Below are 24,743 nucleotides of genomic sequence, written 5' to 3'. Positions count from 1 at the left end.
TTTACGGCCCGAACGACAACCCGAAAAACAGTTTACGTAAATGCTTTATTCTCTGCTCGAATACCTCGGAACCCATTTCGACCTGCCGGGAGCGGGCCTGTTCCGCTACCTTTCGTTCCGCTCGGTATGTGCAATCGTCTTTGCGCTGCTCATCGGCGCCATCTTCGGCAAAAAGATAATCGAAAGGCTCCGGCGGCACCAGATAGGCGAAGAGATTCGCAACCTCGGTCTGGAAGGACAGATGGAGAAACGCGGAACCCCCACGATGGGAGGACTGATAATCCTCGGAGCCATGCTCATCCCGGTAATACTCTTCTGCGACCTGGGCAACGTCTATATCCAGCTCATGATAGTGTCGTCCGTATGGCTCGGCCTGCTCGGTTTCGCCGACGACTACATCAAGGTATTCCGCAAACACAAGGAGGGGCTCAAGGGCAGATTCAAGATAATCGGCCAAGTGGGACTCGGCATCATCGTCGGCACGGTCATGTGCTTCAGCCGCGACATCGTCATCATCGAGAAGTCGCAGCCCAAAGCAGCCGTGGTGAACGTCCGGGCGGACAATACGGACACGGCGACAGAGGAGGGCTACACGGTGACCGCATACCCCGGCAACGAACCGCAGAAAACGACCAAGACCACCATCCCCTTCGTGAAGAACAACGAGTTCGATTACCACTGGCTCGTTCCGACCGACAAGCCGTGGGGCGACGTACTGACATGGCTCATCTACATTCTGATAGCCATCTTCATCATCACGGCGGTCTCCAACGGCGCCAATCTGACCGACGGGCTCGACGGGCTCGCAACGGGGGTATCGGCCGTCATCATCGTCATCATGGGTGCCTTCGCCTACCTCTCGGGCAATATCATCTACTCCGACTACTTGAACATCATGTACATACCCGGAGCGGGCGAACTGACGGTCTTCGCCGCCGCACTCGTGGGAGCACTCATCGGATTCCTGTGGTACAACTGCTATCCGGCACAGGTGTTCATGGGCGATACAGGCAGCCTGGCACTCGGCGGCATCATCGCCGTCTTCGCGCTGCTCGTCCGCAAGGAACTCCTGCTGCCGCTGCTGTGCGGCATCTTCCTCGTGGAGGCGGTCTCGACCATGGTGCAGGTCTCCTACTTCCGGTACACCAAACACCGCTACGGCGAAGGCAGGCGCTACTTCCTGATGGCGCCGCTGCACCACCACTACCAGAAAAAAGGGATTCCCGAAAACAAAATCGTCGTGCGTTTCTGGATAGTCCAGATACTGCTCGCAGCCATGACGCTGGTAACCCTTAAAATACGTTAAGCACCATGAAAGTAGTTGTATTGGGCGGAGGAGAGAGCGGATACGGCTCGGCCGTACTGGCTCAAGTCAAAGGGCTGGAGGTCTTTCTCTCCGACAAAGGCACGATAGCGCCCAAATACGCCGAAATACTCGACCGTTACGGCATCGCCTACGAGGAGGGCACGCACACCGAAGCCCGGATACTCGACGCCGACCTGGCTATCAAAAGTCCCGGCATTCCGGAAACGGCCCCCATTGTGGTGAAGCTGCGCGAACGGGACATACCGGTCATCTCCGAAATCGAGTTCGCCGGACGCTATACGAAAGGAAAGACCATCTGCATCACCGGTTCCAACGGCAAGACCACCACGACCACCATGACGGGCGAAATCCTCCGTGCGGCAGGATACGACGTAGCCGTCGGAGGCAACATCGGAGAGAGTTTCGCCTATACGGTCGCCACCGCAGACCGGGAGTGGTACGTACTGGAGCTGAGCAGCTTCCAACTCGACGGTATCGTCGATTTTCGGCCCGACATAGCCGTTATCACGAACATCACCCCCGACCACCTGGACCGTTACGGCAACAAGTTCCAGAATTACATCGACAGCAAGTTCCGCATCATCCGCAACCAACGGCCCGAAGACTACTTCATCTACGGTATCGACAACATGGTGATATGCCGCGAAATCGCGCTCCGGACGCCCTCCATGCGCATGCTGCCCTTTACGGCCAAGACTGCACCCGGCTGTACGGATACGCACATACCGGCCGAAGGAAGGGGGTACGAACGCCGGACAGACAACGCGTACCGTACCGAAGAGCAGGCTGCCGGAGAGGCCGGACAGTTGGTAGATGACGTGACCGTACACGACTATCCGGGAGCATTCTACATCCCTGCGGGCGTCTTCCGGGTATCGGCTGACGGACGGACTGCCATGATAGACCCCTCGCGAATGAAAATCAAGGGGATACACAACATTTACAATGCCGAGGCAGCGGCACTCGCAGCACTTGCGGCAGGCGTGTCGCCCTCCGTCGTGGAAGATACCCTGTATGCCTTCACCGGAGTGGAACACCGGATGGAACCGGCCGGGACCGTCGGCGGCGTGGAATACATCAACGATTCGAAAGCCACCAACGTCGATTCGGCATGGTATGCCCTCGACAGCATGACACGTCCCACGGTATGGATAGCCGGAGGCACCGACAAAGGAAACGATTATGACGTCCTGAAACCGCTGGCCGAACGGCACGTCAAGGCGCTCGTCTGCATGGGGGTGGACAACGCCAAGCTGATACGCGACTTTACGGGCATTGTCCCGGTCGTTTACGACACCCACTCCCTCGACGAAGCGATGCGCGTATGCACCGAGGCAGCCGAACCGGGCGATACCGTCCTGCTTTCGCCCGCGTGCGCCAGTTTCGACCTCTTCCGGAACTACGAGGAGCGGGGCCGGCTCTTCAAGGCCGCCGTTGAAAGACTAAAGGAGAACGCCGGGTGATGGAGGATGAAAAAAGACGCACGGAGGGCGGTACACCGGAGGGGCGTACCGGGAGGGGTTCCGCGGAGGGACGCTTCGCCGCATGGTCGGAAAAGGGAACGGAAGCCGCACGCATGGTGGGCGCAGAGGCCAAACGCCTCTCCGAAACCGGCATGGAGATAGGAAAGAAGGTCGGAAAGAGAAGCCGCCGATGGATAGACGCCATCTTCGGGGGCGATAAGGTATTGTGGACAGTCATCATCGTCCTGCTCATCTTCTCCATGCTGCTGACCTTCTCCGCCACGGTTTACAAGCCGGGAGGAACACCGACGGCCAAACTCATCAACCAACTCGTATTCATCGGGGCCGGCATCGCGGCGCTGCTGGTGGTACACGTCATCAAGTATCAGTTCTACGGACGCATCGCCAACGCCGTCTTCATCTTCGGGCTCATTCTGACTGTCCTGGCCATGGTCATCGGCCCCGAGGAGGCAGGAGCGCGGCGTGACCTGGATATCCCGCTCATCCACATCCGGTTCCAGCCCTTCGAGATACTGAAGATAGGCGTTATCATGGTACTCGCCAAGCAGTTGGCCCGCCGCCAAAAGAACATTGAACACACTCCTATCCTGCCGAGTTTCAATCCGAAATCATGGGTCGATGACGCCCAGCGCAACGTGGATATCATCCGCAACGAGACCATTCCGGTACTCGGCCCGATAGTCATCACCTGCATCTTCACCTTTCTCTCGGTGGGCAACTCCACCACGCTCATCATCGCCGCGACCTGTCTGGTCATGCTCTTCATCGGCCGGGTACGTATGGCCGACCTGGGCAAGATGGTCGGTGCAGTAGCACTGCTCGGCATCGTACTCTTCGCCGCCGGGCTGGGCCGAAGCGACACGGGACGGAGCCGTATGGCGAGTTTCAAACCCGACATGCTGACCAAACACGCCCGCATGACCTCCGACAGCATCGAAATATACGACTACCCGGCGCGCACGCTGCCCGACGGCAAGGTCAGCCCCGCCGAACCGAGCCAGTCCGTCAATGCCAAGATGTCGATTGCGTCGGGCGGCTTCTTCGGAAAGGGCCCGGGAATGAGCACCCACCGCTCCAACCTCGAAGAGGCCGAACGGGACTTCGCCTACGCTTTCATCATCGAGGAGTACGGCGCCGTGGGCGGTCTCGTCGTCCTGCTGCTCTACCTGTGGCTCTTCTTCCGGACGATACAGATATTCAAGAAGTGCGGAACGGCCTTCCCCAGCCTGCTGGTGCTGGGGCTCGGCCTGATGATAGTGCTTCAGGCGATGATACACATGCTCGTATCGGTATCGCTCTTTCCCGTCACGGGCCAGCAGCTGCCTCTGATAAGCAAGGGCGGCTCGTCGCTCGTCTTCACCCTCACGGCATTGGGGATGATACTCGGCGTCAGCCGACAGACTTCGGAAAAGACACTCGACAACCCGAAAGGAGAGTCGCTGTTCGAGAAAGAGACGGCCGGAAAGCAACCGGCAGGCACTCCCCGCAACCGATAGCGATACACAGCCGCCCGGCCCGCAAAGGTACGGAGCGGACGAAACAAGATAAACGACACAGGCAATGGAGAACGGCAAATTGAAAATCATCCTCAGCGGCGGCGGTACGGGCGGCCATATCTACCCCTCCGTCGCGGTGGCCGAGGCCCTGCGCAGGGAACTGGGCGACGGTGTGGAACTCCTCTTCGTGGGCGCCGAAGGGAAAATGGAGATGGAGAAACTGCCCGCCCTCGGCTACCGGGTAGTGGGCCTGCCGGTGGCCGGATTACAGCGCAAACTCGACCTCCGGAACTTCGCCCTGCCCTTCAAGGTGATGAAAAGCATCCGCGAAGCCCGGCGCACGATACGCGCCTTCGGGGCCGATGCGGCGGCCGGTTTCGGCGGATATGCCAGCGCCCCTGTCCTTTGGGCGGCACAGCACATGGGAATCCCCACCCTGATTCAGGAACAGAACTCCTACGCCGGCGTGACCAACAAGATACTCTCGCGCCGGGCCGACCGCATCTGCGTCGCCTACGAAGGGATGGAGCGTTTCTTCCCCGCCGACCGTATCCTCTTCACCGGCAATCCGCTCCGGGGGGACTTCGGCAAGGCCGCACCGCGGGCGGAAGCCGCAGCCCATTTCGGGCTGAAACCCGACATCCCCACGATACTGATAGTGGGCGGCAGCCTCGGCACACGCACGCTCAACGAAGCGATGAAACGCCATGCCGATGCACTGGGCACCCGGAACGAGGTGCAGGTTATATGGCAGACGGGCAAATACTACGAAAAGGAGATGGAGGCGTTCATGGCACAGAGGCACTACCCCAACATCTGGCGGGGAGCTTTCATCGACCGCATGGACTACGCCTATGCGGCGGCCGACGTGGTCGTCTCGCGTTCGGGAGCCTGCTCGGTTTCGGAACTCGCCCTCGCCGGCAAGGCCGTCATCTTCGTCCCCTCGCCCAACGTGGCCGAAGACCACCAGACCAAGAATGCCCGCGCCCTGGCCGACCGGGGAGCGGCCCTGCTCATTCCCGATGCCGAAGCGGTGGAAAAAGCCCTGCCCGCGGCCCTCGTCCTCGCCGGCGACCTGCCTCGCCGGGAGGAACTCGAACGGAACATCCGTACAATGGCTACACCCGACGCCGCACAGCAAGTGGCCTCTGAAATCATCAAACTCGCACGCAGACCATGACGGACACGCAAGCCAAAAATATCTATTTCCTGGGAATCGGCGGCATCGGCATGAGCGCCATCGCCCGCTATTACCTGCTCGAAGGGGTCCGGGTGGGCGGATACGACCGGACAGAAACCGCCCTCACGCGCGCTCTCGCCTCCGAAGGGGCCGACATCCATTACGAGAACGACCCGGCCCGCATCGCCGCCCCTTTCCGCAATCCGGACGACACGCTCGTCGTCTATACGCCCGCCATCCCCCACGACCACGCCGAAACGGCCTGGTTCCGCAGCCGCGGCTTCCGTATGCTGAAACGCTCGGAAATCCTCGGCGTACTGGCCGCAGACAAGTATGTCATGGCCGTGGCGGGAACGCACGGAAAGACCACCACCACCACCCTCACCGCATGGCTGAATCACGTGGCCGGCGGAGGCGGCAGCGCTTTCCTCGGCGGCATATCGAAAAATTTCGACAGCAATTTCGTACACGGTCCCGGCAGACGGCTCGCCGTGGAAGCCGACGAGTTCGACCGCTCGTTCCTCCAACTGTGGCCGGACGCGGCGGTCATCACCTCCGCCGACGCCGACCACCTCGACATCTACGGCACGCACGAAGAGCTGCGCCGCACCTTCGCCCGCTTCGCCGGACAGATAAAACCGGGCGGGACACTCATCATCAAACGGGGCGTAGAACTCCCGATAGCGAACCGGGACATCCGCACCTACACGTATGCCTGCGACGCGGAAGCCGACTTCCGCGCGACCGGACTGGAGGTACAGCCCGACGGCACCTACCGTTTCGACATCGTCTGCCCCGACCGCACCATCCCCGACTGCCGGCTGGGTATCCCCGGCCGGGTGAATGTGGAGAACGCCGTGGCCGCCGTGGCCCTGCTGTGGGTGGCCGGTTTCGATGAGGCAAAGCTCCGCGAGGGACTCGAAACCTTCCGGGGCGTGAAGCGCCGCTTCGACTTCCACATCAATACGCCGGAACTCATCTACATGGACGACTACGCCCACCACCCCGAAGAGTTGCGCGCGGCACTCTCCTCCGTACGGGGCATGTTCCCCGGACGAAAGATAACGGCCGTTTTCCAGCCGCACCTCTATACACGCACACGGGATTTCCATCGCGGTTTCGCCCAGGCGCTCTCACTGGCGGACGAGGTGCTGCTCGTCCCCATCTATCCGGCCCGTGAAGAGCCTATCGAAGGCGTATCGTCCGACATGATAGCGGAACTGCTCACCGTTCCCCACCACACCGTACCGCTGGAACACATCGCCTTCGAAACGGAAAAGGCCCGCCCGGATATCCTCATCACCTTCGGGGCAGGCAATATCGAGAATTATACGGGCGAAATCGCCCGCCGGCTGCGGGAACGGCCGAAAAAGTGAAATAAAAGGTATGCGTCACACACGCGGGGTTCCTGCCGACGGGAATCCCGCAGGAGTATGGCCTCCGCACCCCTGCACCGCGTACCGTCCATCCCCGTTCATCTCCGTTTGGATTTTTTATCGTAATTTTATGGCCGGAATCGCCCGACAGCGGCTCGGTAGCCGGGACTGCCCGCGACACGATTAACGAACGACATGAACCGCAGCCTGAAAATAGCCCTTTCGTCCATCGCATGGGCGGCTATCGCAGCGTATCTCGTCTGGGCCGGCGGCCTCGGCGAGCGCAAACGTGCGGCAGTATCGGTGCACGAAATGCGAATCTCGGTGCGCGACAGTGCGGAGATAGGAATCATACGCCCGGCTGACGTCAGGCGCTGGATAAACGCTGCCGGCCTCGACCCCGTAGGGAAACACATCGACTCGATAGACCTGATGGCCATCACGCAGACGGTCGGCTCACACGATTTCGTCCGCACCGCCAAAACCTCCGTCGGTCTGGATGGCGTCCTGACTGTGACGATGGACCAGCGCAGGCCGGTCGTACGCATCATGACCGACAACGGATACGACTTCTACTATACGGCCGACGGCTACATCGTTCCGGCCGGACGGCACTCCGCCCATTACGTACCGGTCGTTACGGGCCACTTTGGCCTGCCTTTTGCGAACGGCTTCAGCGGACAGTTAGGTGCGGGGATGGAAGAGACTGAAAAAAAGTCAAATGAAAGTTACGTATTTCTATACAAACTCATTAATTTTGTAGAATATATTGAGGATAATGAGTTCTGGAACGCACAGGTGGTGCAGATAAACGTCCTGCCGCCGCCGAATGCCCGTACCCAACCGGAAATAGAACTGATTCCGAGAGTCGGCGACCATGTCGTACTGCTCGGCTGGTTAGACGGTTACGAACGGAAACTCGATAAACTGCTGGCCTTTTACAGAAAGGCTATGCCGAAAGAGGGCTGGAACAAATGGAACTACATCAACCTCAAATACGACGGCCAGGTGGTATGCAGCAAACGGTAAGCCTCCCTGTGCCGCAGGTATGATTACAGGAGAACAGCGGCACGGCCGCTTTTTTGCAAAAGGGAAAATCACATGCAGGCGGAAAACAAGAACTACATAGTGGCCATCGACCTCGGTTCGGGCAGCGTGACGGCGGCAGCCGGCAGCAAGGACCCCGACGGCAGACTCAACATCATCGACATGGTCTCCAAACCCATGCAGGGCATGTCGTGCGGTGAGGTTATCAATATCGAACAGGTGACGGGCGCAGTCCGTGCCGCCGTAGGCGAACTGGAGGAACATCTCGGCATCAAGGTGACGGAAGCCTATGCGGGCATCTCCGGCCACGATATCAAGTGCGCCGACAGCTCCTACTTCGTCTACGTCAGCGGCGAAGACCACGAAATCTGCGAAGAGGATGTCGCCAAGCTCCACGAAAGCATGAACAGCCTCCAGCCGCCCGAAGGCATCTGCATCCTCGACCGGACGCCGCAGAAGTATGTCATCGACTCGCGCGAAGAGACGATGCAGCCCGTGGGCCGCTTCGGACAGCAGCTCGAAGCCACTTTCAACTTCATCCTCGCCAACCGGGGAAGCCTTGAAAGGCTCAACAAGGCTTTCCTGCGGCTCGGCATCGTCCAGCGCCGGCTCTTCACCAACGCGCAGGCGAGCGCAGCCGCGGTACTGACCGAAGACGAAAAGGAACTCGGCGCCGCAGTCATCGACATCGGCGCGGGATGCACGGATATCTGCATCTGGCAGGACAACATCATGCGTTATGTGGGCGTACTGCCGGTCGGTTCGGATGCCATCAACCGCGACATCCGTTCCATCGCGATACCGGAACGGTTCATCGAAAAACTCAAGACCACCCACGGTTATGCCGTGGCGGCTCAGATTCCTGAGGAGAAGCGGTCGCAGAACATCAAGATAAAGGGACGCACCCAACGGGAAAACAAGGAGATTTCGTTCTACAACCTCGCTCAGATAATCGAGGCACGTCTGCTGGACATCGTGGAGAACGTCATGGAGGAGATAAAGGAGTCGGGATATGCCGACAAACTCGGTTCGGGCATCGTCCTCACCGGCGGCGGAGCCTACCTCAAGGATATCGACACCCTCTTCCGGGAACGTACGAAATACGACGTCCGCACAGGCAGCGCCTATCCCGAACTGGTGAACGACCGGTCGCTCCCGGCAGCGGACGACATGCACCTCTCTTCGGCGATAGGTCTGCTGCTGCTCGGCCTGCAGGAGAGCCGCATAGCGGCCGACGCCGAACCGCTCCGGAAAAGAGAGAAAACAGAGGAGCAGACAGACACCGCAACCGACCGGCAGATACCGACGGATGAAGGACAGAGACCTGCGCCCGACGGCGAAGGTCTCGACATCCGGAAACAAACAGAGAACGATACCGCCAAACGTCCGTCGGATGGCGGCGATACGCCCCGCACTCCGAACAACGGCAAAGGCAAGGACAAAAAGAGACCTTTCGGAGGTATCGGCCGGTTCTTCAAGGAAATCTTCGAGGTCGTCGATGACGACGAAATATAAACCGCACCAGGCAATGACAGACGAAAACGAAGTAATCGTAGGCATCAAGCTGCCGAAAAAGAATCCCTCCATCATCATGGTACTGGGAGTCGGCGGTGCGGGCGGCAACGCCGTGAACCACATGTACGACCTGGGTATCACGGACGTCACCTTCATGGTCTGCAATACCGACCGGCAGGCCCTCAATGCCAGCCCCGTTCCCATCAAGGTTCAGCTCGGCGAAGGGCTCGGCGCAGGCAACGACCCCAACAAGGGACGGCAGGCCGCGATAGAGAGTCTCGACGACATCGTGCTGCGCTTCGAGCAGGAGGGCACCAAGATGGTATTCGTCACGGCGGGCATGGGGGGCGGTACGGGTACGGGAGCCGCACCGGTCATCGCCAAGGCCGCACGCGACCGGGGTATCCTCACCGTCGGCATCGTTACCCTGCCCTTCCACGCAGAGGGACGCAAGCGGGTAGACCAGGCCAACCGGGGGCTCGAAGAGCTGCGCAAAAACGTGGATTCGCTCGTGGTAATCCACAACGACAACATTGCCAAGATATACGGTTCGCTGCCGCTGGAAGAGGCCTTCGGCAAGGCCGACGACATTCTGGCGACGGCAGCCAAGGGTATTGCCGAACTCATCACGAGGGAAGGTAATGTAAACGTGGACTTCGCCGACGTGAAGGCCGTCATGACCGACGGCGGCATGGCGCTCATGGGTTCGGGCCGGGCCAGCGGCGAAGACAAGATAGCCAAAGTGACCGAGGCGGCGCTCTCCTCCCCGCTGCTCAACCATCAGGAGATAAAGGGGGCACGGGACATCCTCTTCAACCTCTCGTACAGCCCGGGACAGATAAGTTTCGACGAAGCCACTTCCGTACTGGAGATGATTCAGCGCAAGGCGAGCCGCGGCATCGGCGACCCGCACTCGGCCAACATCATCTGGGGAGCCGGTGTAGACCCTTCGCTCGACGATGAAATCGTGCTCACCATCGTAGCGACCGGCTTCGACAACGTGAATGCACTCGGAACCCAACAGGGACAGCAGCAGGCCGCGGAACGGCCTGCAACCGGCGGAATCTTCCACACGGCGGGCCGCAAACCGCAGACAAACGCCAACGTCATCCACGTCCGGAAGACCAACCGGCTCGGCGACATCGAAAAATACCTCGCCACCCCGGCCTACATACGCCGCAATGTCCGGCTCACCAACGCCGTCCCAGGCAGCGGCAAGATATCGAAAGTCTCGATGAAGGACGAGACCGACGCACCGCAGCAGGCGGAACAGCCCGAAAACGACCTGTTCGGCCAGCACTGACGCTCCGCCGTCCGGATACCGGAACGGCAGCAAACGCCGCTTCCCGGTACGGCACGCACCGGGAAGGAACCAATACGGATGAATTTTGATACATTTTTGCAGCATATTCCTTTATAAGGGCTTCGACGGTTCGGACATCATAAGCCTCGTCATCCTGGCCGTCCTGATATGTATATCGGCCTTCGCTTCCGGTTCGGAGACGGCCCTCTTTTCGCTGTCGCCCGGCGACATCCGGACGGTCAAAAACCGTGGGAACAAAAGCGACGAAGCTATCCTGAAACTTCTGTCCACGGAGGATTACACGCTGGCAACGATATTGATACTCAACAATCTCGTCAATATCATCATCGTCATTCTCTCAAACAACATCATCGACTCCCTGGTCACATTCACCTCAGCAGGGTGGAACTTCGCATTCAAAACGGTGCTCGTCACCTTCATTCTCCTGCTGTTCGGCGAAATCATCCCGAAGGTGACCGCATCGCACTTTCCCCTCCGTTTCGCCAGTATCATCGCCGTCCCGCTGCTCGGGGTCAGGTCGGCCTTCAAGCCGCTGTCGTGGATACTCGTCAAACTGGGCGAACGGTTCAACCGACGGGCCGCGAAAAGCCATACGAACATCTCGATGGACGAACTGTCGGACGCCCTCGAAATGACGCAGAACCAGAGCAGCGAAGAGAAGAAGATGCTCACCGGAATCGTCGATTTCGTCAATACCAATGTCGAAGACATCATGCAGCCGAGGCTCGACATCACGGCAGTGAACGTGGAGTGGGGATTCAACGAAGTGCGCAACACCATCGTGGAATCGGGATTCTCCCGCATTCCCGCCTATCGCGACAGTATCGATAACATAGAAGGCATTCTCTACGTAAAGGACATGCTGCCGTTCATCGGCGAGAGCGACGACTTCCAATGGCAGAAACAGTTACGGGAAGCTTACTACATACCGGAACACAAAAAGATAAACGACCTGCTCGAAGAGTTCCAGAGCAACAAGGTACACATGGCCATCGTCGTGGACGAGTACGGCTCCACGCTCGGCCTGCTCTCGCTGGAAGACATCCTCGAGGAGATAGTGGGTGAAATAACCGACGAAAGCGACAAGGACGAAACCTTCTACCGCCGACTGGCCGACGGCACCTACATCTTCGACGGCAAAACGCATATCTACGATTTCCTCGACGTGATGCAACTCGACGACGATACGTTCGACGACGTAAAAGGAGAGGCCGAAACCATCGCAGGGCTGATGCTCGAAATCAAACGCGATTTTCTCAAAAAGGGGGATTCCATCACTTCGCACGGCATCACCTTCACCGTAGAATCCGTAGAGAAGCACCGCATCGAAAAGATAAGGATAAAACTTCCCGAAACGACGGAACCGACACCGCAAAGGGAAGCAAACTGACCTTCCACCCCATATGCGGAAAAGGGACAACAGAACGGCAACCCGACTGTCGCTCCCCGTTCTCCGGCCCCGCCACATCAGGCAGCTGGAAAATTACGATACCGTCCGAAGACAGGCAGAGCAACGGACAACAGACGAAACGACGGACAAACCGACGCGAACGATAATAACGGATACCACCGACCGCATGGAAACGGTACGACAGGAAAAGGTATGGCAATCGGCGGATACGACGCTGGTCATCACCCCGCTGCCGGTTACGGCAGCAGCCGCTTCCCTGCTGACGGAAAGCGACCGGAGACACATCGCCTCGCTGACCTGCGACAAACGGCGTAGCGAGCAGACCGCCTGGCGAAGCATCGTCCGCCGTTTCGCCGGAGATTTTCCCATCGCCTATACGACTGCCGGTGCACCGTATCTGCAAGGCGGCGGCCCGCAGATAGGGGTATCCCACACCGACAGCGAAGCAGCCGTCATCCTTTCGGAATGGCGGTGTGCAATAGATATCGAACGCCAGGACAGAAACTTCCGCCGAATCGCAGCACGCTTCGTCTCCCCGGAAGAGGCATCCATGCCGTGCAGCGACACGGCACTCTTCCTCCCCATACTGTGGTGCGCCAAAGAGGCCCTCTACAAATTCTCCGGCCGTACAGGGCTCGGCCTCATCGAAGACCTGCGCGTACTGCGGGCGGAACCGGACGCGGGTACCCTCATGGGTGCCATCCGCAGCACCGACGGAACCTGGCGGGAGTACCCCATGCACGCTTTCACGGGCGGAGACACCGTATGCGTCTGGCTGACGGACGGGGAAACCGCACCGCCCCCTTCCCCGCAATAATACGGATAAACAGCCATATCCGCCAGCCAAACTACACAATTGCGGAATTTTTAATACCTTTACGGATATTAACGAACCGATAATGACCGAAGCAACGAATCCCATATTCATCGCCGGGCCGTGTGTGATAGAGAGCAGCGAACTGCTCGACACGGTAGCGGCGGAACTCGTCCGCCTGCATCAGCAATCGGGCGCAGAAATCATCTTCAAAGCCTCCTTCGACAAAGCCAACCGTACATCCCTCAGCTCGTTCCGCGGACCGGGCTTGGAGAAGGGACTACAAATGCTCGCAGACATCAAGAGCAGGTACGGCCTGCGCATTCTCACCGACATCCACGAAGCCTGGCAGGCCCGGCCGGCAGGAGAGGTAGTCGACATCATCCAGATACCGGCCTTCCTGTGCCGCCAGACCGACCTGCTCGTTGCCGCAGCGAAAACCGGTCGGACGGTCAACATCAAGAAGGCGCAGTTCCTCTCCGGCAAGGATATGTTCTATCCAGTCCAGAAGGTCAGGGAATCGGGCGGCAGCGAAGTATGGCTCACCGAACGCGGAAATATGTTCGGCTACAACAACCTCATCGTGGACTTCCGCAACATACCCGACATGTTCGAATTCACCCCGCGCGTCATCATGGACTGCACCCACTCGGTGCAGCGGCCCGGCGCAGGACGGGGTATCACCGGCGGCAACCGCGAGTTCGTCCATCCCATGGCCCTTGCAGCCAAGGCATTCGGGGCCAACGGCTACTTCTTCGAAGTACATCCGCAGGCCGATGAGGCGCTCAGCGATGCTGCCAATTCGCTCTTCCTCTCCGACCTTGAAAAAGTCATAACCTCACTCCTATGAGTCCGATAAAAGAGAGTGCCCTGAACACCTTCAGGGCGGAGGCCGAAGCGGTACAGTCGCTCGCTGGCCAGCTTACAGACGATTTTGAAAAAGCCGTCCGCGCGATACTCGCCACACACGGCAAAGTGATAGTGACCGGCATGGGCAAGTCGGGCTTGGTAGGCCGCAAGATAGCCGCCACGCTGGCCAGTACCGGTACCCCGTCGTTCTTCCTCCATCCGGGGGAAGCCTACCACGGCGACCTCGGCATGATAGAGGCGGGCGACATCGTGCTCGCACTCTCCAACTCCGGCCAGACCGACGAGGTGCTGCGCCTCATCCCCTACCTGCAGGAGTGCGGCAACACGGTAATCGCCATGACGGGCAACGCCGGTTCGACGCTGGCCAAAAACTCCACCTACCACCTCGACGTATCCGTCAAAAGCGAAGCCTGTCCGCTGAGCCTGGCTCCGACCTGCTCCACCACGGCACAGCTCGCCATGGGAGATGCGCTTGCGGTGGCACTGATGAACGAACGCGGATTCCGGGCCGAAGACTTCGCACGATTCCATCCGGGAGGCAGTCTCGGCCGACGGCTGCTCACCCGCGTAGGTGACGTCATGCGCAGCGAACATCTGCCGACAGCCTCACCCTCCAGCAGACTCGGCGAGGTCATCATCACCATCAGCGATGCACGCATGGGCGTGGCCGTCATTCTGGATGAAGGGAAGATAGCCGGCATCGTCACCGACGGCGACGTGCGCCGTGCCATGCTGAAATACGGGGCACGGTTCTTCGACATCACTGCGGACGAAATCATGACGCGCACGCCGAAAACGGTCAGCGTAGCCGACCGCCTCACGGATGCCGAACAACTGATGCAGGACAACAAGATACACTCGCTGATTGTGGTGGACCGCGACGGAAAGCTGGCGGGCATCGTAGAGCTCTACGACCTGATGCGCAGCGGGAAATAACGGGGTAGTAGCGGGACGCACGGCGTGCCCCCACACATACGTTTATATTACACGACAGAGCCAAACCATCGTAAACCATGGATGTCAGGATAGCACAGGACTGGAAGGAGATACTCGCACCGGAATTCGACAAGCCCTATTTCGAGGAGCTCATCGGATTCGTCAAACAGGAATACGCATCGCGGAGGATTTTCCCGCGAGGCAGCAATATCTTCCGCGCATTCGACAAATGTCCGCTCGACTCGCTGAAGGTAGTCATCATCGGACAAGACCCCTACCACGGCGAAGGACAGGCCAACGGACTCTGCTTCTCGGTGAACGACGGAGTCCCGTTTCCACCTTCGCTGCGGAACATCTTCACCGAAATAAATGCCGACACCGGCGCACCGATACCGGCCAGCGGCAACCTCGACCGCTGGGCGGAACAGGGGGTGCTGCTGCTCAACGCCGTACTGACCGTCCGGGCACACGAGGCCGCCTCCCATGCAGGCAAGGGCTGGGAGCAGTTCACCGATGCAGTCGTCAAAGCCATTTCAGAGCGAAAAGAGGGGATAGTCTATCTGCTGTGGGGCAGTTACGCACAGCGCAAAGGGGCGATTGTAGACCCGACGCGCAACCTCGTACTCAAGTGCCCGCACCCCTCGCCCTTCTCCGCCAACAACGGCTTTTTCGGCTGCCGGCACTTCTCGAAAGCCAACGAATACCTCGCCGGGCACGGCAAGGAGCCGGTGCGCTGGTAATCCGCAGTCTCCCCTGTACGGAACCGGAATCCCGGCTGCGGCAAACCGGAACAGAAGGCGGAACGACACACAAACCTACTGACACGGCAGCGGGGCCGCCTTTCGGAAAGGCGGTCCCGCTGCCGTGAAAACCGGACCTACGCCGTTCCACCGAGTCATATAGGAGACGGTATGAACGGTATCGGTCGATACCCCGGCCGAGCTTCGGCTCGACGACCAACCTGTCGCCGACCACGACATCGTATTCGACCAGATTCTTGACGACACTGCACGTCTGCGTAATCGTCGCAACGTCCCCCTGTCGGTCGAAAACATAGACCATTTCCGAATTCCACTCTTCGACGAACGCTTCATAGCTCACCGGAATGGTAACGTTCGGGTCGGGATAGCCGACAAGCGAATCCCAACCGACCGCATCGTCGTCATACGCATCGTTCATTTCGCGAATTTAAATAAGACAAAGAGAGTGAACAATACGATATACAGACTGCATATACCAACGGATGGACAGAAACGGAACAACAAGATAAAAGAGGGAAACACAGCTTCTATACAAGAGCGGGGCATCCGCAATGGATGCCCCGCTCTTACAGAACCGGCTCCTCCGGGAAGCGGACGTCACTTGTCTTCGCACTCGAATTCGTATCCGAGCCGCTTGCCCGTATGCAGCTTGGAAAGCTCGTTACGGGAGTTGAACTGCTCCACCGTCACCAGCTTCGACACGCTGTAAGGCGGCACGTAGAGGTCGAAATCGAGCGCAAACGAGATGGCCGCTTCCAATACCTCGACCAGCGCTTCCCGGTCTATCTGCCGCGTTCCGAACCGGTCGCAACGCTGGGAACATTTCCCTTTGCCCTCCACGAAATACTGCATCTGATGGTTGATGAAAATACGCCCTATCAGGTAGCCTTCGTCCTCTCCCCGATTGTACTTGAAAGAGTCGGCCAGGAAATTATAGATGTTTATCACCCCGCAATAGGCATTGTCGGCACGCTGCGCCAAATAGGGATTCTTCCATATCTCATGTCCGTCGTGAAACCGGAACACGTCGGTCTGCATGGCGAATATGAGGATGTCTTCGGCGACCTGTATCTGGGCCTCGAACTTGCCCCGGTCACGGTATTCGATACGTATGCGTTTGTCTATCTTTTCGTCCAGCTCCTCGTCCAGCTCGGCCGAGAGCTCCAGCAGAGCCTCTTTCAGCTCGTTGAACACGACGAACGTGTTGTCTGAAACCCGTTGTTTTACAGACGCCTTGTGCGTCAGCTTGTCTATTATCTCTCCCCGTAATTGACCGTCGGAATCCATCTGATTGAATCTGTGTTTTATATGTATGCTATTCGAATTTATTCCCTCAACTTTTACGCGGTCTGTCGATATAGACCTCGTCCCCGGCAGCCGGCCGGCCTGCGGGCAGGTGTTTTCGGTTGAAACGCTTCAGACGCCGCTCCGGAATACCGAGCGCCTGCGCGATGTCGGCATAGGAATCTCCGCTGCGGGCAACCACATAACGCACCCCTTCGCGGGCGAAGATACCGCGCCCGCCCACCGAATGCACCGCAACGGCATAGTTGTCTATGTCTATCGGCTCCTGCGGATAGTAGGCATCCACCATCCCGGACATGGACGGCACCATCGGTACCGCCTCGACACCCGCCAGATAGGCGGGATACTCCCCGTCGTCGAGCAGATACAGTTCGTAATCCTCGATACATTTTATCAGCGAAGCGGCATAGTGCGGCGCCGTCGCATATCCGCACTCCTTCAGTCCGTAGGCCCACCCCTTATAATCCTTCGGGTCGAGCCGGAACAATTTCTCGTACCGCGGGCTGTTCTTCAGGAACTCGGAGTGGTCGCGGTAGGAATCCTCGATGGAACCGTAACGCCGGAAACACTCCTGCAGAGCATCGTCGTCGTACCGGACGGTATCGCCTATCCAGTTATTCTTGCACTTGATGCCGAAATGGTTGTTGGAACGGCGCGACAAGTCGCTGTTGCCGTAGCGCGACTCGATGATTCCCTGCGCTATCTTGATACTCGCCGGTATGCCGTACTCTTTCTGCTGCTGAATAGCCAGCGGCGCATAGGTGGCGATATACTCTTCCCGCGTCATCTCCCTCTGGGCCAACGCATCCGCCGCCGCGCCCAGAACCGCGGCGAACAATGCCAAACGCACGAACAACTTCATAGCCATCGAATATTCCGTTAAACGGTCGCAAACACCGTACAAATATAGTAAATATATTCGATGAAAACCGAAAGTGCATGTCGGCCTAAAGGCCGATGCACGCTTGCGAAACAATTCGTTTGAAGCAAATCGACGAAAAAGCGAGCCGCCCCTCCCAAAAGGGACGGACAGCGTCCTGGCGACCGCTTTCACCGGGGAATCATGGGAATACATTCCAGCCCCGCAGTGCCGTGCGCACGGGAAGAGCAGAAGGTATTGGGAATTCGGCGGAAAAACCTTAGCTTTGTATCCTGTCGGCTTCACAAACGGCAATACATCCACAAATCATAAAACCCTTATCATGTTTACGGAACAGGCGAACAAAATATTCGAACGTTCGATAGCGGACTATCACAATTACGACAACGTGGACCATCCGATAGCCAACCCCTACACGCCGGGGAGCATCGAACATCTGCTCTACCACAAGAACTGGATAGACACCGTGCAGTGGCATCTGGAAGACATCATACGCGACCCGAACATCGACCCCGCGGAAGCGCTGCAAATCAAGCGGCGTATCGACGCATCGAACCAGGAACGCACCGATATGGTGGAGTTCATCGACAGTTGGATGCTCGACCGTTATAAAGATGTACAACCCGCTCCCGACGCCCGCATCAACACCGAAACGCCGGCATGGGCCATCGACCGCCTCTCGATACTCGCGCTCAAGATATACCACATGGAACAGGAGGCCTCCCGCACCGACACCGACGAGGCGCACCGCACCGCATGCAGCAAGAAGCTCGCCGTACTCCTGACGCAGAAGGCCGACCTTTCGATAGCGATAGAGGAGCTGCTGGACGATATAGAATCGGGCCGCAAATACATGAAAGTCTATAAACAGATGAAGATGTACAACGACCCGTCGCTCAACCCGGTTCTCTACGGTAAAAAATAGCGGCCGGGATACGTTCCGCAGCATGCGCAACGTTATTACAACGTAACCGTACGGCAGGCATCCGCTTCGCCCGTTGCGGCATCGCCGCGGGAGGAGGCGCCCGGACGGGAACGTAACCTTCCAAATACGCAATCGGTTTTGGCAAAAAAGAGAAAAGATACCGGCCACCTGCTCATTATGCGTCTTTCGGCCATGGGCGACGTGGCGATGACCGTACCCGTCATCGCGGCACTGCGGCGGGCCTACCCCGAACTCCGGATAAGCATCCTCACGAGGAGGGGCTTCCGTCCCTTTTTCCGCGACATTCCCGACCTGTCGTTCGTCGATTTCGACCCGACAGGCCGGCACAAGGGATTTTTCGGACTGGTACGCCTCACCGGAGAGATACGCGCCGCCGGAATCGATACCATCGCCGACCTGCACGACGTGCTCCGGACAAAGGTCGTCCGGACGTTCGCCCGCCTCACGGGTATCCGTACGGCGGTGATAGACAAGGGCCGGAAAGAGAAGCGGGAGATGACGCGCCGGGCGGGCAAGCGTCTCGTACCGCTGGCTCCCATGACCGAACGCTACCGCCATACGATACGTCGTCTGGGCTTCGACTTCGACATGCCGCGCGAACCGCAAACGAAGCCATGCACCGTTCCCGAACCGATTCAGGAGACGGTCGGCCCCAAAGAGGGACGCTGGATAGGCATCGCCCCCTTCGCCAAACACCGCGGCAAAATATATCCCATTCCCCTGACCGACGAACTGATAGGACTCCTCAACGAGACCTACGACCGCGTATTCATATTCGGCGGCGGCGAACACGAAAAGAGTTTCGCCGAAGGGATGGAACGACGGCATAAAGGGGTGGTTTCGGTCATCGGACGCATGAGCATGTCGCAGGAGATGGACCTCATCGGCAACCTGGATGCCATCGTCACGATGGATTCGGCCACCATGCACATCGCTTCGCTGCTCGGCGTCCCCGTGGTATCGGTATGGGGCGCCACGCATCCCTTCGCCGGGTTCTACGGCTACGGCCAACATCCGGACAATGCGGTACAGGCCGACCTCCCCTGCCGCCCGTGTTCGGTATTCGGCGACAGGCCCTGCATATCCGGCGATTACCGATGCCTCTCCTCGATACGGCCCCAGGAGATAGCGGACAGGGTGGCCAAGGCGGTCGCCGCACAGAAAAGCGACAGACGGTAACGCCCCCTACGAACCCGACAACGCACAGTTCCTGGCCGGTTTCCTGCTATTACAGCAGATACGATAACCTCTTCATGCGCCGAAAAGGGGGCGGACTGTTTACGTAAGCCGGTCCTTCCATCATCACCGCCATCGGGACGGCGCAGTCCGCTACCATCTCAGTCCCGTACCGACAACCGTACCTGCCGGTCTCGTTCTACATGGTCGGGCATAGGCAGCAACCCAATTACCCTCATCGGGGCTTCCCATTTCCCCCTTTTCGGGCTGCAAGCCGTCAGCGGGCCCGTTTGCATCGCCGTCGGTACAGTCATCATCGACATAATTCCCGCAATCCGTCTCGCACCGGCCGAAAGAAACACCCGACCGAACCTTCCCGGTACGGGCGACGACCGTTCCCGGCCACCGACCGCCGGAAAACCCCCGCTCCTCCGACCAGGGAACGTTTTTACCTGTTATATCATTCACAGTTATTTTGCGCTCTTAAAAATAAAAACTATCTTTGGCAGACATTTTGGGATGACCGTACCGAAAGGTACGGAAATTCCGAAAAGGCAAAACAAATCAAGCAGAAAAACATTAACCATCAAACTTTTCAGCAATGAACATACCTGCTAATCTCAAGTATTCCAACGACCACGAATGGGTAAGGGTGGAAGGTAACGAAGCATTCGTCGGCATCACCGACTTCGCACAGGGCCAGCTCGGCGACATCGTATTCGTTGATGTTCCCACTGTAGGCGAATCGCTCGGCCAGAACGAAGTTTTCGGTTCGATAGAGGCCGTCAAGACCGTATCCGACGCATTCCTTCCCGTAAGCGGCGAGATACTCGAATTCAACGAAGCACTCGAAAACGACCCGGCCCTCGTGAACAAGGACCCGTACGGCGCAGGGTGGATTATCAAGGTCAACATGGCCAACCCCGCCGAAGTGGATACCCTGCTCTCGGCCGACGACTACGCGAAACTCGTAGGCTGATACGGGCAGGAGGAGAGGCTCCTTTCGTCAGGTTAGGTTAATAGGTTAAGATATAGGCTCCCGTACGTCGTCCGGAAAACAATCCGGCGACAGCACGGCGGAGACCCGTAAAAGTTAAACATAAAACATCAGATTATGTCAAAAGTAACAGTTGTCGGCGCAGGTAACGTAGGCGCTACCTGTGTGAATGCGATGGCCATCCGCGAAACAGCCGGCGAAATCGTGCTCCTCGACATCAAGGAGGGGCTGGCCGAAGGCAAGGTTCTCGACATGTACCAGACCTCGACGTTGATGGACTTCGACACCAACCTGCTTGGCGTCACCAACGACTATGCAAAGACGGCGGGTTCGGATGTGGTAGTGATTACGTCGGGCATGCCGCGCAAACCGGGCATGTCGCGCGAAGACCTGATAGGCGTGAATGCCGGTATCGTGAAAGACGTGGTCACCAATATCCTCAAATACTCTCCCGACGCCATCCTGCTTATCGTCAGCAACCCGATGGATACCATGACCACGCTGGCCCAGAAGGTCAGCGGTCTGCCCACCAACCGCGTATTCGGCATGGGCGGCGCGCTGGACAGCGCCCGTTTCCGCGGATACCTCGCCAAAGCGCTCGGTGCCAGCGCGAACGACGTGGACGGCATGGTCATCGGCGGACACGGCGACACGACCATGATTCCGCTCGTCAGCAAGGCATCCTATAAGGGGGTTCCCGTCAGCGAATTCCTCGATGAGAAAACGCTCGGCGAGATAGCAGCGGCCACGATGGTCGGCGGAGCCACCCTCACCAAGATGCTCGGAACGTCGGCATGGTATGCTCCTGGAGCAGCCGCTGCCCGCATCGTGGAAAGCATCATCAACGACGAGAAGAAAGTATTCCCCTCCTGCGTACACCTCGAAGGACAGTACGGTCAGGACGACCTCTACATCGGCGCTCCGGCCGTCATCGGTCGCAACGGTGCCGAGAAGGTAATTGAAATAAACCTGAACGAAACGGAGAAAGCCGCATTCGCCAAGAGTGCGGAGGCCGTGCGCAACACCAACAAGATTCTCCACGAGATAGGCGCCTTATAGCAGCCCCTCGCCGAATACGGTTCAGGACGAAAATATGTAAGCCATCGACAGGAGTGCGACGCTCATCCTCTTTGCAGGGATGGGCGTCGCCGTTTCTCGTCGTCGCATCTTGTGGATGGCCGTTAAAAAACGGGGGCAACAAGCCCCCGTAAACCATTCGGACGACGTAACTCAACGCCCTCCGTACATCTTCTCGTAATACTTTTCGTATTCGCCGCTCGTGACGTTATCCAACCACTCCTGATTGTCGAGGTACCAGCGGACGGTTTTTTCGATGCCCTCTTCGAACTGAAGGCTCGGCTCCCATCCGAGTTCATTCTTCAGCTTCGTGGAATCTATCGCATAGCGCAGGTCGTGCCCCGCACGGTCGGTCACGTAGGTTATCAGCTTCTCGCTCGTTCCCTCCGGATTGCCGAGCAGCCTGTCCACCGTCCGGACGATGACCTTTATCAAGTCGATGTTCTTCCATTCGTTGAACCCGCCGATATTGTAGGTATCGGCAACCCGGCCGTTATGGAAAATGACGTCGATGGCACGTGCATGGTCCTCGACATAGAGCCAGTCCCGGACGTTTTCTCCACGACCGTATACGGGCAACAGCTTGCCGTGACGGATGTTGTTGATGAAAAGCGGAATCAGCTTTTCCGGAAACTGGTAAGGCCCGTAATTGTTCGAACAGTTGGTCACGATGGTCGGCAGTCCGTACGTATCGTGGAAGGCCCGCACGAAATGGTCGCTCGACGCCTTGCTCGCACTGTACGGGCTGTGCGGGTCGTACTTGGTCGTTTCATAAAAGAATTCCCTGCCATAGGCCAAATGATGTTCGCCCGAAGATGCCGTCGTCGTGAACGGCGGTTCGATACCTTCGGGATGCGTCATCTCCAGCGCCCCGTACACCTCGTCCGTGGAAATATGGTAAAACCGCTTGCCCTCGTAATCGCCGTTCCAATACTCTTTGGCCGCCTGTAACAAAGCGAGCGTCCCCAACACATTCGTCCGCGCAAAGGTGAACGGGTCTTTGATGCTCCGGTCCACATGGCTTTCGGCGGCCAGATGAATGATGCCGTCTATCGCATACTCCCGCATGATTTCGCCCATGCGCTCGTAATCGCAAATATCTGCCCGCACGAATGTATAATTGGGTTTGTTCTCGATATCCCTCAGATTATTGAGGTTTCCCGCATAGGTCAGCTTGTCGAGATTGACGATGCGGCAATCGGGATACTTGTTCACGAACAGCCTCACCACATGGCTGCCGATGAACCCGGCTCCGCCGGTAATCAGAATATTTTTCATAAACTCCGGTATTTCAATTTATTTATCTCCGCTCTGCGGCAACAGAATATCCAAACATGTCCGCAGCGATGCGCGCCAATCCGGTAGCACCGCCCCCACGGCCGCTATGCGGCTCTTGTCCAGTACGGAGTAATGCGGCCGACGCGCGGCCGTCGGATAACCCGCCGTATCGACCGGCACGACCGCAACAGGCATGTCCGCCTGGCGGAATATTTCCACCGCGAAATCATACCAGGTAGTTTCGCCTCCGTCCGTATAATGGAAGAGTTCCATGTCCTCGCCGGGCCGCTGCACCAACACCATGAGAGCGCGCGCAAGGTCCGTCGCATAAGTAGGCGTACCGTACTGGTCGTCGACCACGCTCGGCGTCTTTCCTTCGCCGGCCAGCCGCAGCATGGTTTTCACGAAATTATTGCCGAATTCCGAATAGAGCCATGCCGTACGCACGATGGCTCCGCATGCACCGGACGTCCGCACCCGTTCTTCACCGGCCAGTTTCGTCCTGCCGTAAACGCTCACCGGCCCTACGGCATCCTCCTCGCGGTAAGGCCGCGTTCCCGTCCCGTCGAACACGTAATCGGTCGATACGTGAAGCAGCCGGCAACCATACCGCACGGCGAGCGCAGCGAGCACCGCCGGCCCGTCCGCATTGATGCGTTCCGCCGCCGCTTCGTCGCTCTCGGCCCTGTCCACAGCCGTATAGGCCGCACAGTTGATGATTGCCTCCGCCCCGCACTTTTTCACAACGGCTTCCATACCTTCGGCATCGGTGATGTCGCCTTCCGGCAGGTCGGTAAAGACGAAACTGTGCGCCGGATATTCCGGCGCTATCTTCCGCAGCGACAGGCCGAGCTGGCCATTCGCCCCGGTCACTAAAATCACCATAATCTACATTTCCGCTTACAATGCCGCACGGCGGCATGCTATCAGTAAAGTTTCTCTCCGTAATCGAACAGTCGGGCCGCCTCCAGCCGGGGATGGTGCCTATCCTTTTCGGACAATACCACATCCCCCGTCGGAATTCTCCAATCAATCGCCAGCGTCGGGTCGTTCCAGGCGACGGCTCCCTCATGGTCGGGCGCATAGTATTCGTCGCATTTGTACTGGAAAACGGCCCGCTGGCTCAACGTAACGAAACCGTGGGCAAAACCGCGCGGAATAAAGAGCTGCCGATGATTCTCTCCGGTCAGCTCCACGGCCACATACCTGCCGAACGTGGGCGACCCTACGCGAATATCCACGGCGAAATCCACCACGCGCCCTTCGACGACGCGCACCAATTTGCTTTGACTGCGAGGCGGCAACTGGTAATGCAAGCCGCGAAGCACACCGTAACGGGAGCAAGACTCGTTGTCCTGTACGAATACCGTAGGGCACACCTCCCGCTCGAACTGCGCCTGTGAAAAACTCTCCATAAAATACCCCCGCTCATCGCCGAACACACGCGGTTCGATAATGACCACACCGGGAATATCTGTCTGTATAATATTCATTCTTTCTGTTTGAGTTACAATATTCCATTCTGTCCCTGCCGGCCTGTACC

22 protein-coding genes are annotated in these 24,743 nt (G+C 58.3%); 17 read left to right on the top strand and 5 right to left on the bottom strand.

Features of this window, described 5'->3' with window-relative positions; all coding sequences use genetic code 11:
• The first annotated feature begins 40 nt into the window (after positions 1-40).
• The 13 genes from mraY to ung all read left to right on the top strand — a co-directional run bounded on the left by mraY (position 41) and on the right by ung (position 15,520).
• Positions 41-1,306, top strand: coding sequence for a phospho-N-acetylmuramoyl-pentapeptide-transferase (gene mraY, locus BQ5361_RS01960; RefSeq protein WP_035471612.1), 1,266 nt, complete (start codon positions 41-43; stop codon positions 1,304-1,306).
• A gap of 5 nt (positions 1,307-1,311) precedes the next feature.
• Complete coding sequence (gene murD / locus BQ5361_RS01955) at positions 1,312-2,790, top strand: UDP-N-acetylmuramoyl-L-alanine--D-glutamate ligase (protein WP_022063465.1); 1,479 nt, start codon at positions 1,312-1,314, stop codon at positions 2,788-2,790.
• On the top strand, positions 2,790-4,307 hold the full coding sequence (locus tag BQ5361_RS01950) for an FtsW/RodA/SpoVE family cell cycle protein (RefSeq protein WP_052130943.1): 1,518 nt from the start codon (positions 2,790-2,792) through the stop codon (positions 4,305-4,307). Before murD ends, BQ5361_RS01950 begins: the two co-directional genes overlap by 1 nt.
• A gap of 64 nt (positions 4,308-4,371) precedes the next feature.
• On the top strand, positions 4,372-5,487 hold the full coding sequence (gene murG, locus BQ5361_RS01945; RefSeq protein ID WP_035471610.1) for an undecaprenyldiphospho-muramoylpentapeptide beta-N-acetylglucosaminyltransferase: 1,116 nt from the start codon (positions 4,372-4,374) through the stop codon (positions 5,485-5,487).
• On the top strand, positions 5,484-6,863 hold the full coding sequence (gene murC / locus BQ5361_RS01940; RefSeq protein WP_035471608.1) for a UDP-N-acetylmuramate--L-alanine ligase: 1,380 nt from the start codon (positions 5,484-5,486) through the stop codon (positions 6,861-6,863). The genes murG and murC overlap by 4 nt, the downstream gene beginning before the upstream one ends.
• Positions 6,864-7,058: 195 nt before the next feature.
• Positions 7,059-7,892 carry a cell division protein FtsQ/DivIB gene (locus BQ5361_RS01935; protein WP_071424900.1) on the top strand — a complete coding sequence of 278 codons (834 nt, stop codon included), beginning with the start codon at positions 7,059-7,061 and terminating at the stop codon, positions 7,890-7,892.
• A 72-nt stretch (positions 7,893-7,964) separates the two neighbouring features.
• Positions 7,965-9,425, top strand: coding sequence for a cell division protein FtsA (ftsA, locus tag BQ5361_RS01930; RefSeq protein WP_035471602.1), 1,461 nt, complete (start codon positions 7,965-7,967; stop codon positions 9,423-9,425).
• Between the two features lie 13 nt (positions 9,426-9,438).
• Complete coding sequence (ftsZ, locus tag BQ5361_RS01925) at positions 9,439-10,728, top strand: cell division protein FtsZ (RefSeq protein WP_022063471.1); 1,290 nt, start codon at positions 9,439-9,441, stop codon at positions 10,726-10,728.
• Positions 10,729-10,813: 85 nt separating this feature from the next.
• A complete protein-coding gene (gene gldE / locus BQ5361_RS01920; RefSeq protein ID WP_022063472.1) occupies positions 10,814-12,139 on the top strand; it encodes a gliding motility-associated protein GldE in 1,326 nt (441 codons plus the stop codon).
• Positions 12,140-12,326: 187 nt separating this feature from the next.
• A complete protein-coding gene (locus BQ5361_RS01915) occupies positions 12,327-12,977 on the top strand; it encodes a 4'-phosphopantetheinyl transferase family protein (RefSeq protein ID WP_161940415.1) in 651 nt (216 codons plus the stop codon).
• A gap of 82 nt (positions 12,978-13,059) precedes the next feature.
• Complete coding sequence (gene kdsA, locus BQ5361_RS01910; protein WP_022063474.1) at positions 13,060-13,824, top strand: 3-deoxy-8-phosphooctulonate synthase; 765 nt, start codon at positions 13,060-13,062, stop codon at positions 13,822-13,824.
• The gene (locus BQ5361_RS01905; protein WP_022063475.1) at positions 13,821-14,780 is read left to right on the top strand and encodes a KpsF/GutQ family sugar-phosphate isomerase; all 960 of its coding nucleotides are present in this window, start codon (positions 13,821-13,823) and stop codon (positions 14,778-14,780) included. Before kdsA ends, BQ5361_RS01905 begins: the two co-directional genes overlap by 4 nt.
• 77 nt (positions 14,781-14,857) lie before the next feature.
• Entirely contained in the window at positions 14,858-15,520 is a 663-nt protein-coding gene (gene ung, locus BQ5361_RS01900) for a uracil-DNA glycosylase (protein WP_035471600.1), read from the top strand.
• 618 nt (positions 15,521-16,138) lie between these two features.
• On the opposite strand, the gene BQ5361_RS01895 is transcribed toward ung, so the two are convergent.
• On the bottom strand, positions 16,139-16,828 hold the full coding sequence (locus BQ5361_RS01895; RefSeq protein ID WP_022062745.1) for a hypothetical protein: 690 nt from the start codon (positions 16,826-16,828) through the stop codon (positions 16,139-16,141).
• Between the two features lie 46 nt (positions 16,829-16,874).
• A complete protein-coding gene (locus tag BQ5361_RS01890; protein WP_161940414.1) occupies positions 16,875-17,714 on the bottom strand; it encodes a glucosaminidase domain-containing protein in 840 nt (279 codons plus the stop codon).
• A 334-nt stretch (positions 17,715-18,048) separates the two neighbouring features.
• Between BQ5361_RS01890 and BQ5361_RS01885 the strand changes: the two genes are divergently transcribed.
• From BQ5361_RS01885 to mdh, 4 genes are all read left to right on the top strand, one after another.
• Positions 18,049-18,651, top strand: coding sequence for a DUF4254 domain-containing protein (locus tag BQ5361_RS01885; RefSeq protein WP_035471597.1), 603 nt, complete (start codon positions 18,049-18,051; stop codon positions 18,649-18,651).
• Between the two features lie 138 nt (positions 18,652-18,789).
• Positions 18,790-19,851 carry a glycosyltransferase family 9 protein gene (locus tag BQ5361_RS01880; RefSeq protein ID WP_035471595.1) on the top strand — a complete coding sequence of 354 codons (1,062 nt, stop codon included), beginning with the start codon at positions 18,790-18,792 and terminating at the stop codon, positions 19,849-19,851.
• Positions 19,852-20,449: 598 nt separating this feature from the next.
• A complete protein-coding gene (gene gcvH, locus BQ5361_RS01875; RefSeq protein WP_035471592.1) occupies positions 20,450-20,827 on the top strand; it encodes a glycine cleavage system protein GcvH in 378 nt (125 codons plus the stop codon).
• Positions 20,828-20,962: 135 nt separating this feature from the next.
• Entirely contained in the window at positions 20,963-21,904 is a 942-nt protein-coding gene (gene mdh, locus BQ5361_RS01870) for a malate dehydrogenase (RefSeq protein ID WP_035471590.1), read from the top strand.
• Between the two features lie 171 nt (positions 21,905-22,075).
• On the opposite strand, the gene BQ5361_RS01865 is transcribed toward mdh, so the two are convergent.
• The 3 genes from BQ5361_RS01865 to rfbC are packed head-to-tail and all read right to left on the bottom strand — an operon-like array spanning position 22,076 to position 24,693.
• Positions 22,076-23,200, bottom strand: coding sequence for a dTDP-glucose 4,6-dehydratase (locus BQ5361_RS01865; RefSeq protein ID WP_035471588.1), 1,125 nt, complete (start codon positions 23,198-23,200; stop codon positions 22,076-22,078).
• Positions 23,201-23,218: 18 nt separating this feature from the next.
• A complete protein-coding gene (gene rfbD, locus BQ5361_RS01860; protein WP_035471586.1) occupies positions 23,219-24,085 on the bottom strand; it encodes a dTDP-4-dehydrorhamnose reductase in 867 nt (288 codons plus the stop codon).
• Between the two features lie 41 nt (positions 24,086-24,126).
• A complete protein-coding gene (gene rfbC, locus BQ5361_RS01855; protein ID WP_035471584.1) occupies positions 24,127-24,693 on the bottom strand; it encodes a dTDP-4-dehydrorhamnose 3,5-epimerase in 567 nt (188 codons plus the stop codon).
• Between the last annotated feature and the right edge of the window lie 50 nt (positions 24,694-24,743).

It is taken from the genome of Tidjanibacter massiliensis, assembly GCF_900104605.1.
Lineage (GTDB): Bacteria > Bacteroidota > Bacteroidia > Bacteroidales > Rikenellaceae > Tidjanibacter > Tidjanibacter inops.
The sequence above is the reverse complement of the archived record's forward strand: the minus strand, read 5'-3'. Positions and strand labels throughout refer to the sequence as shown.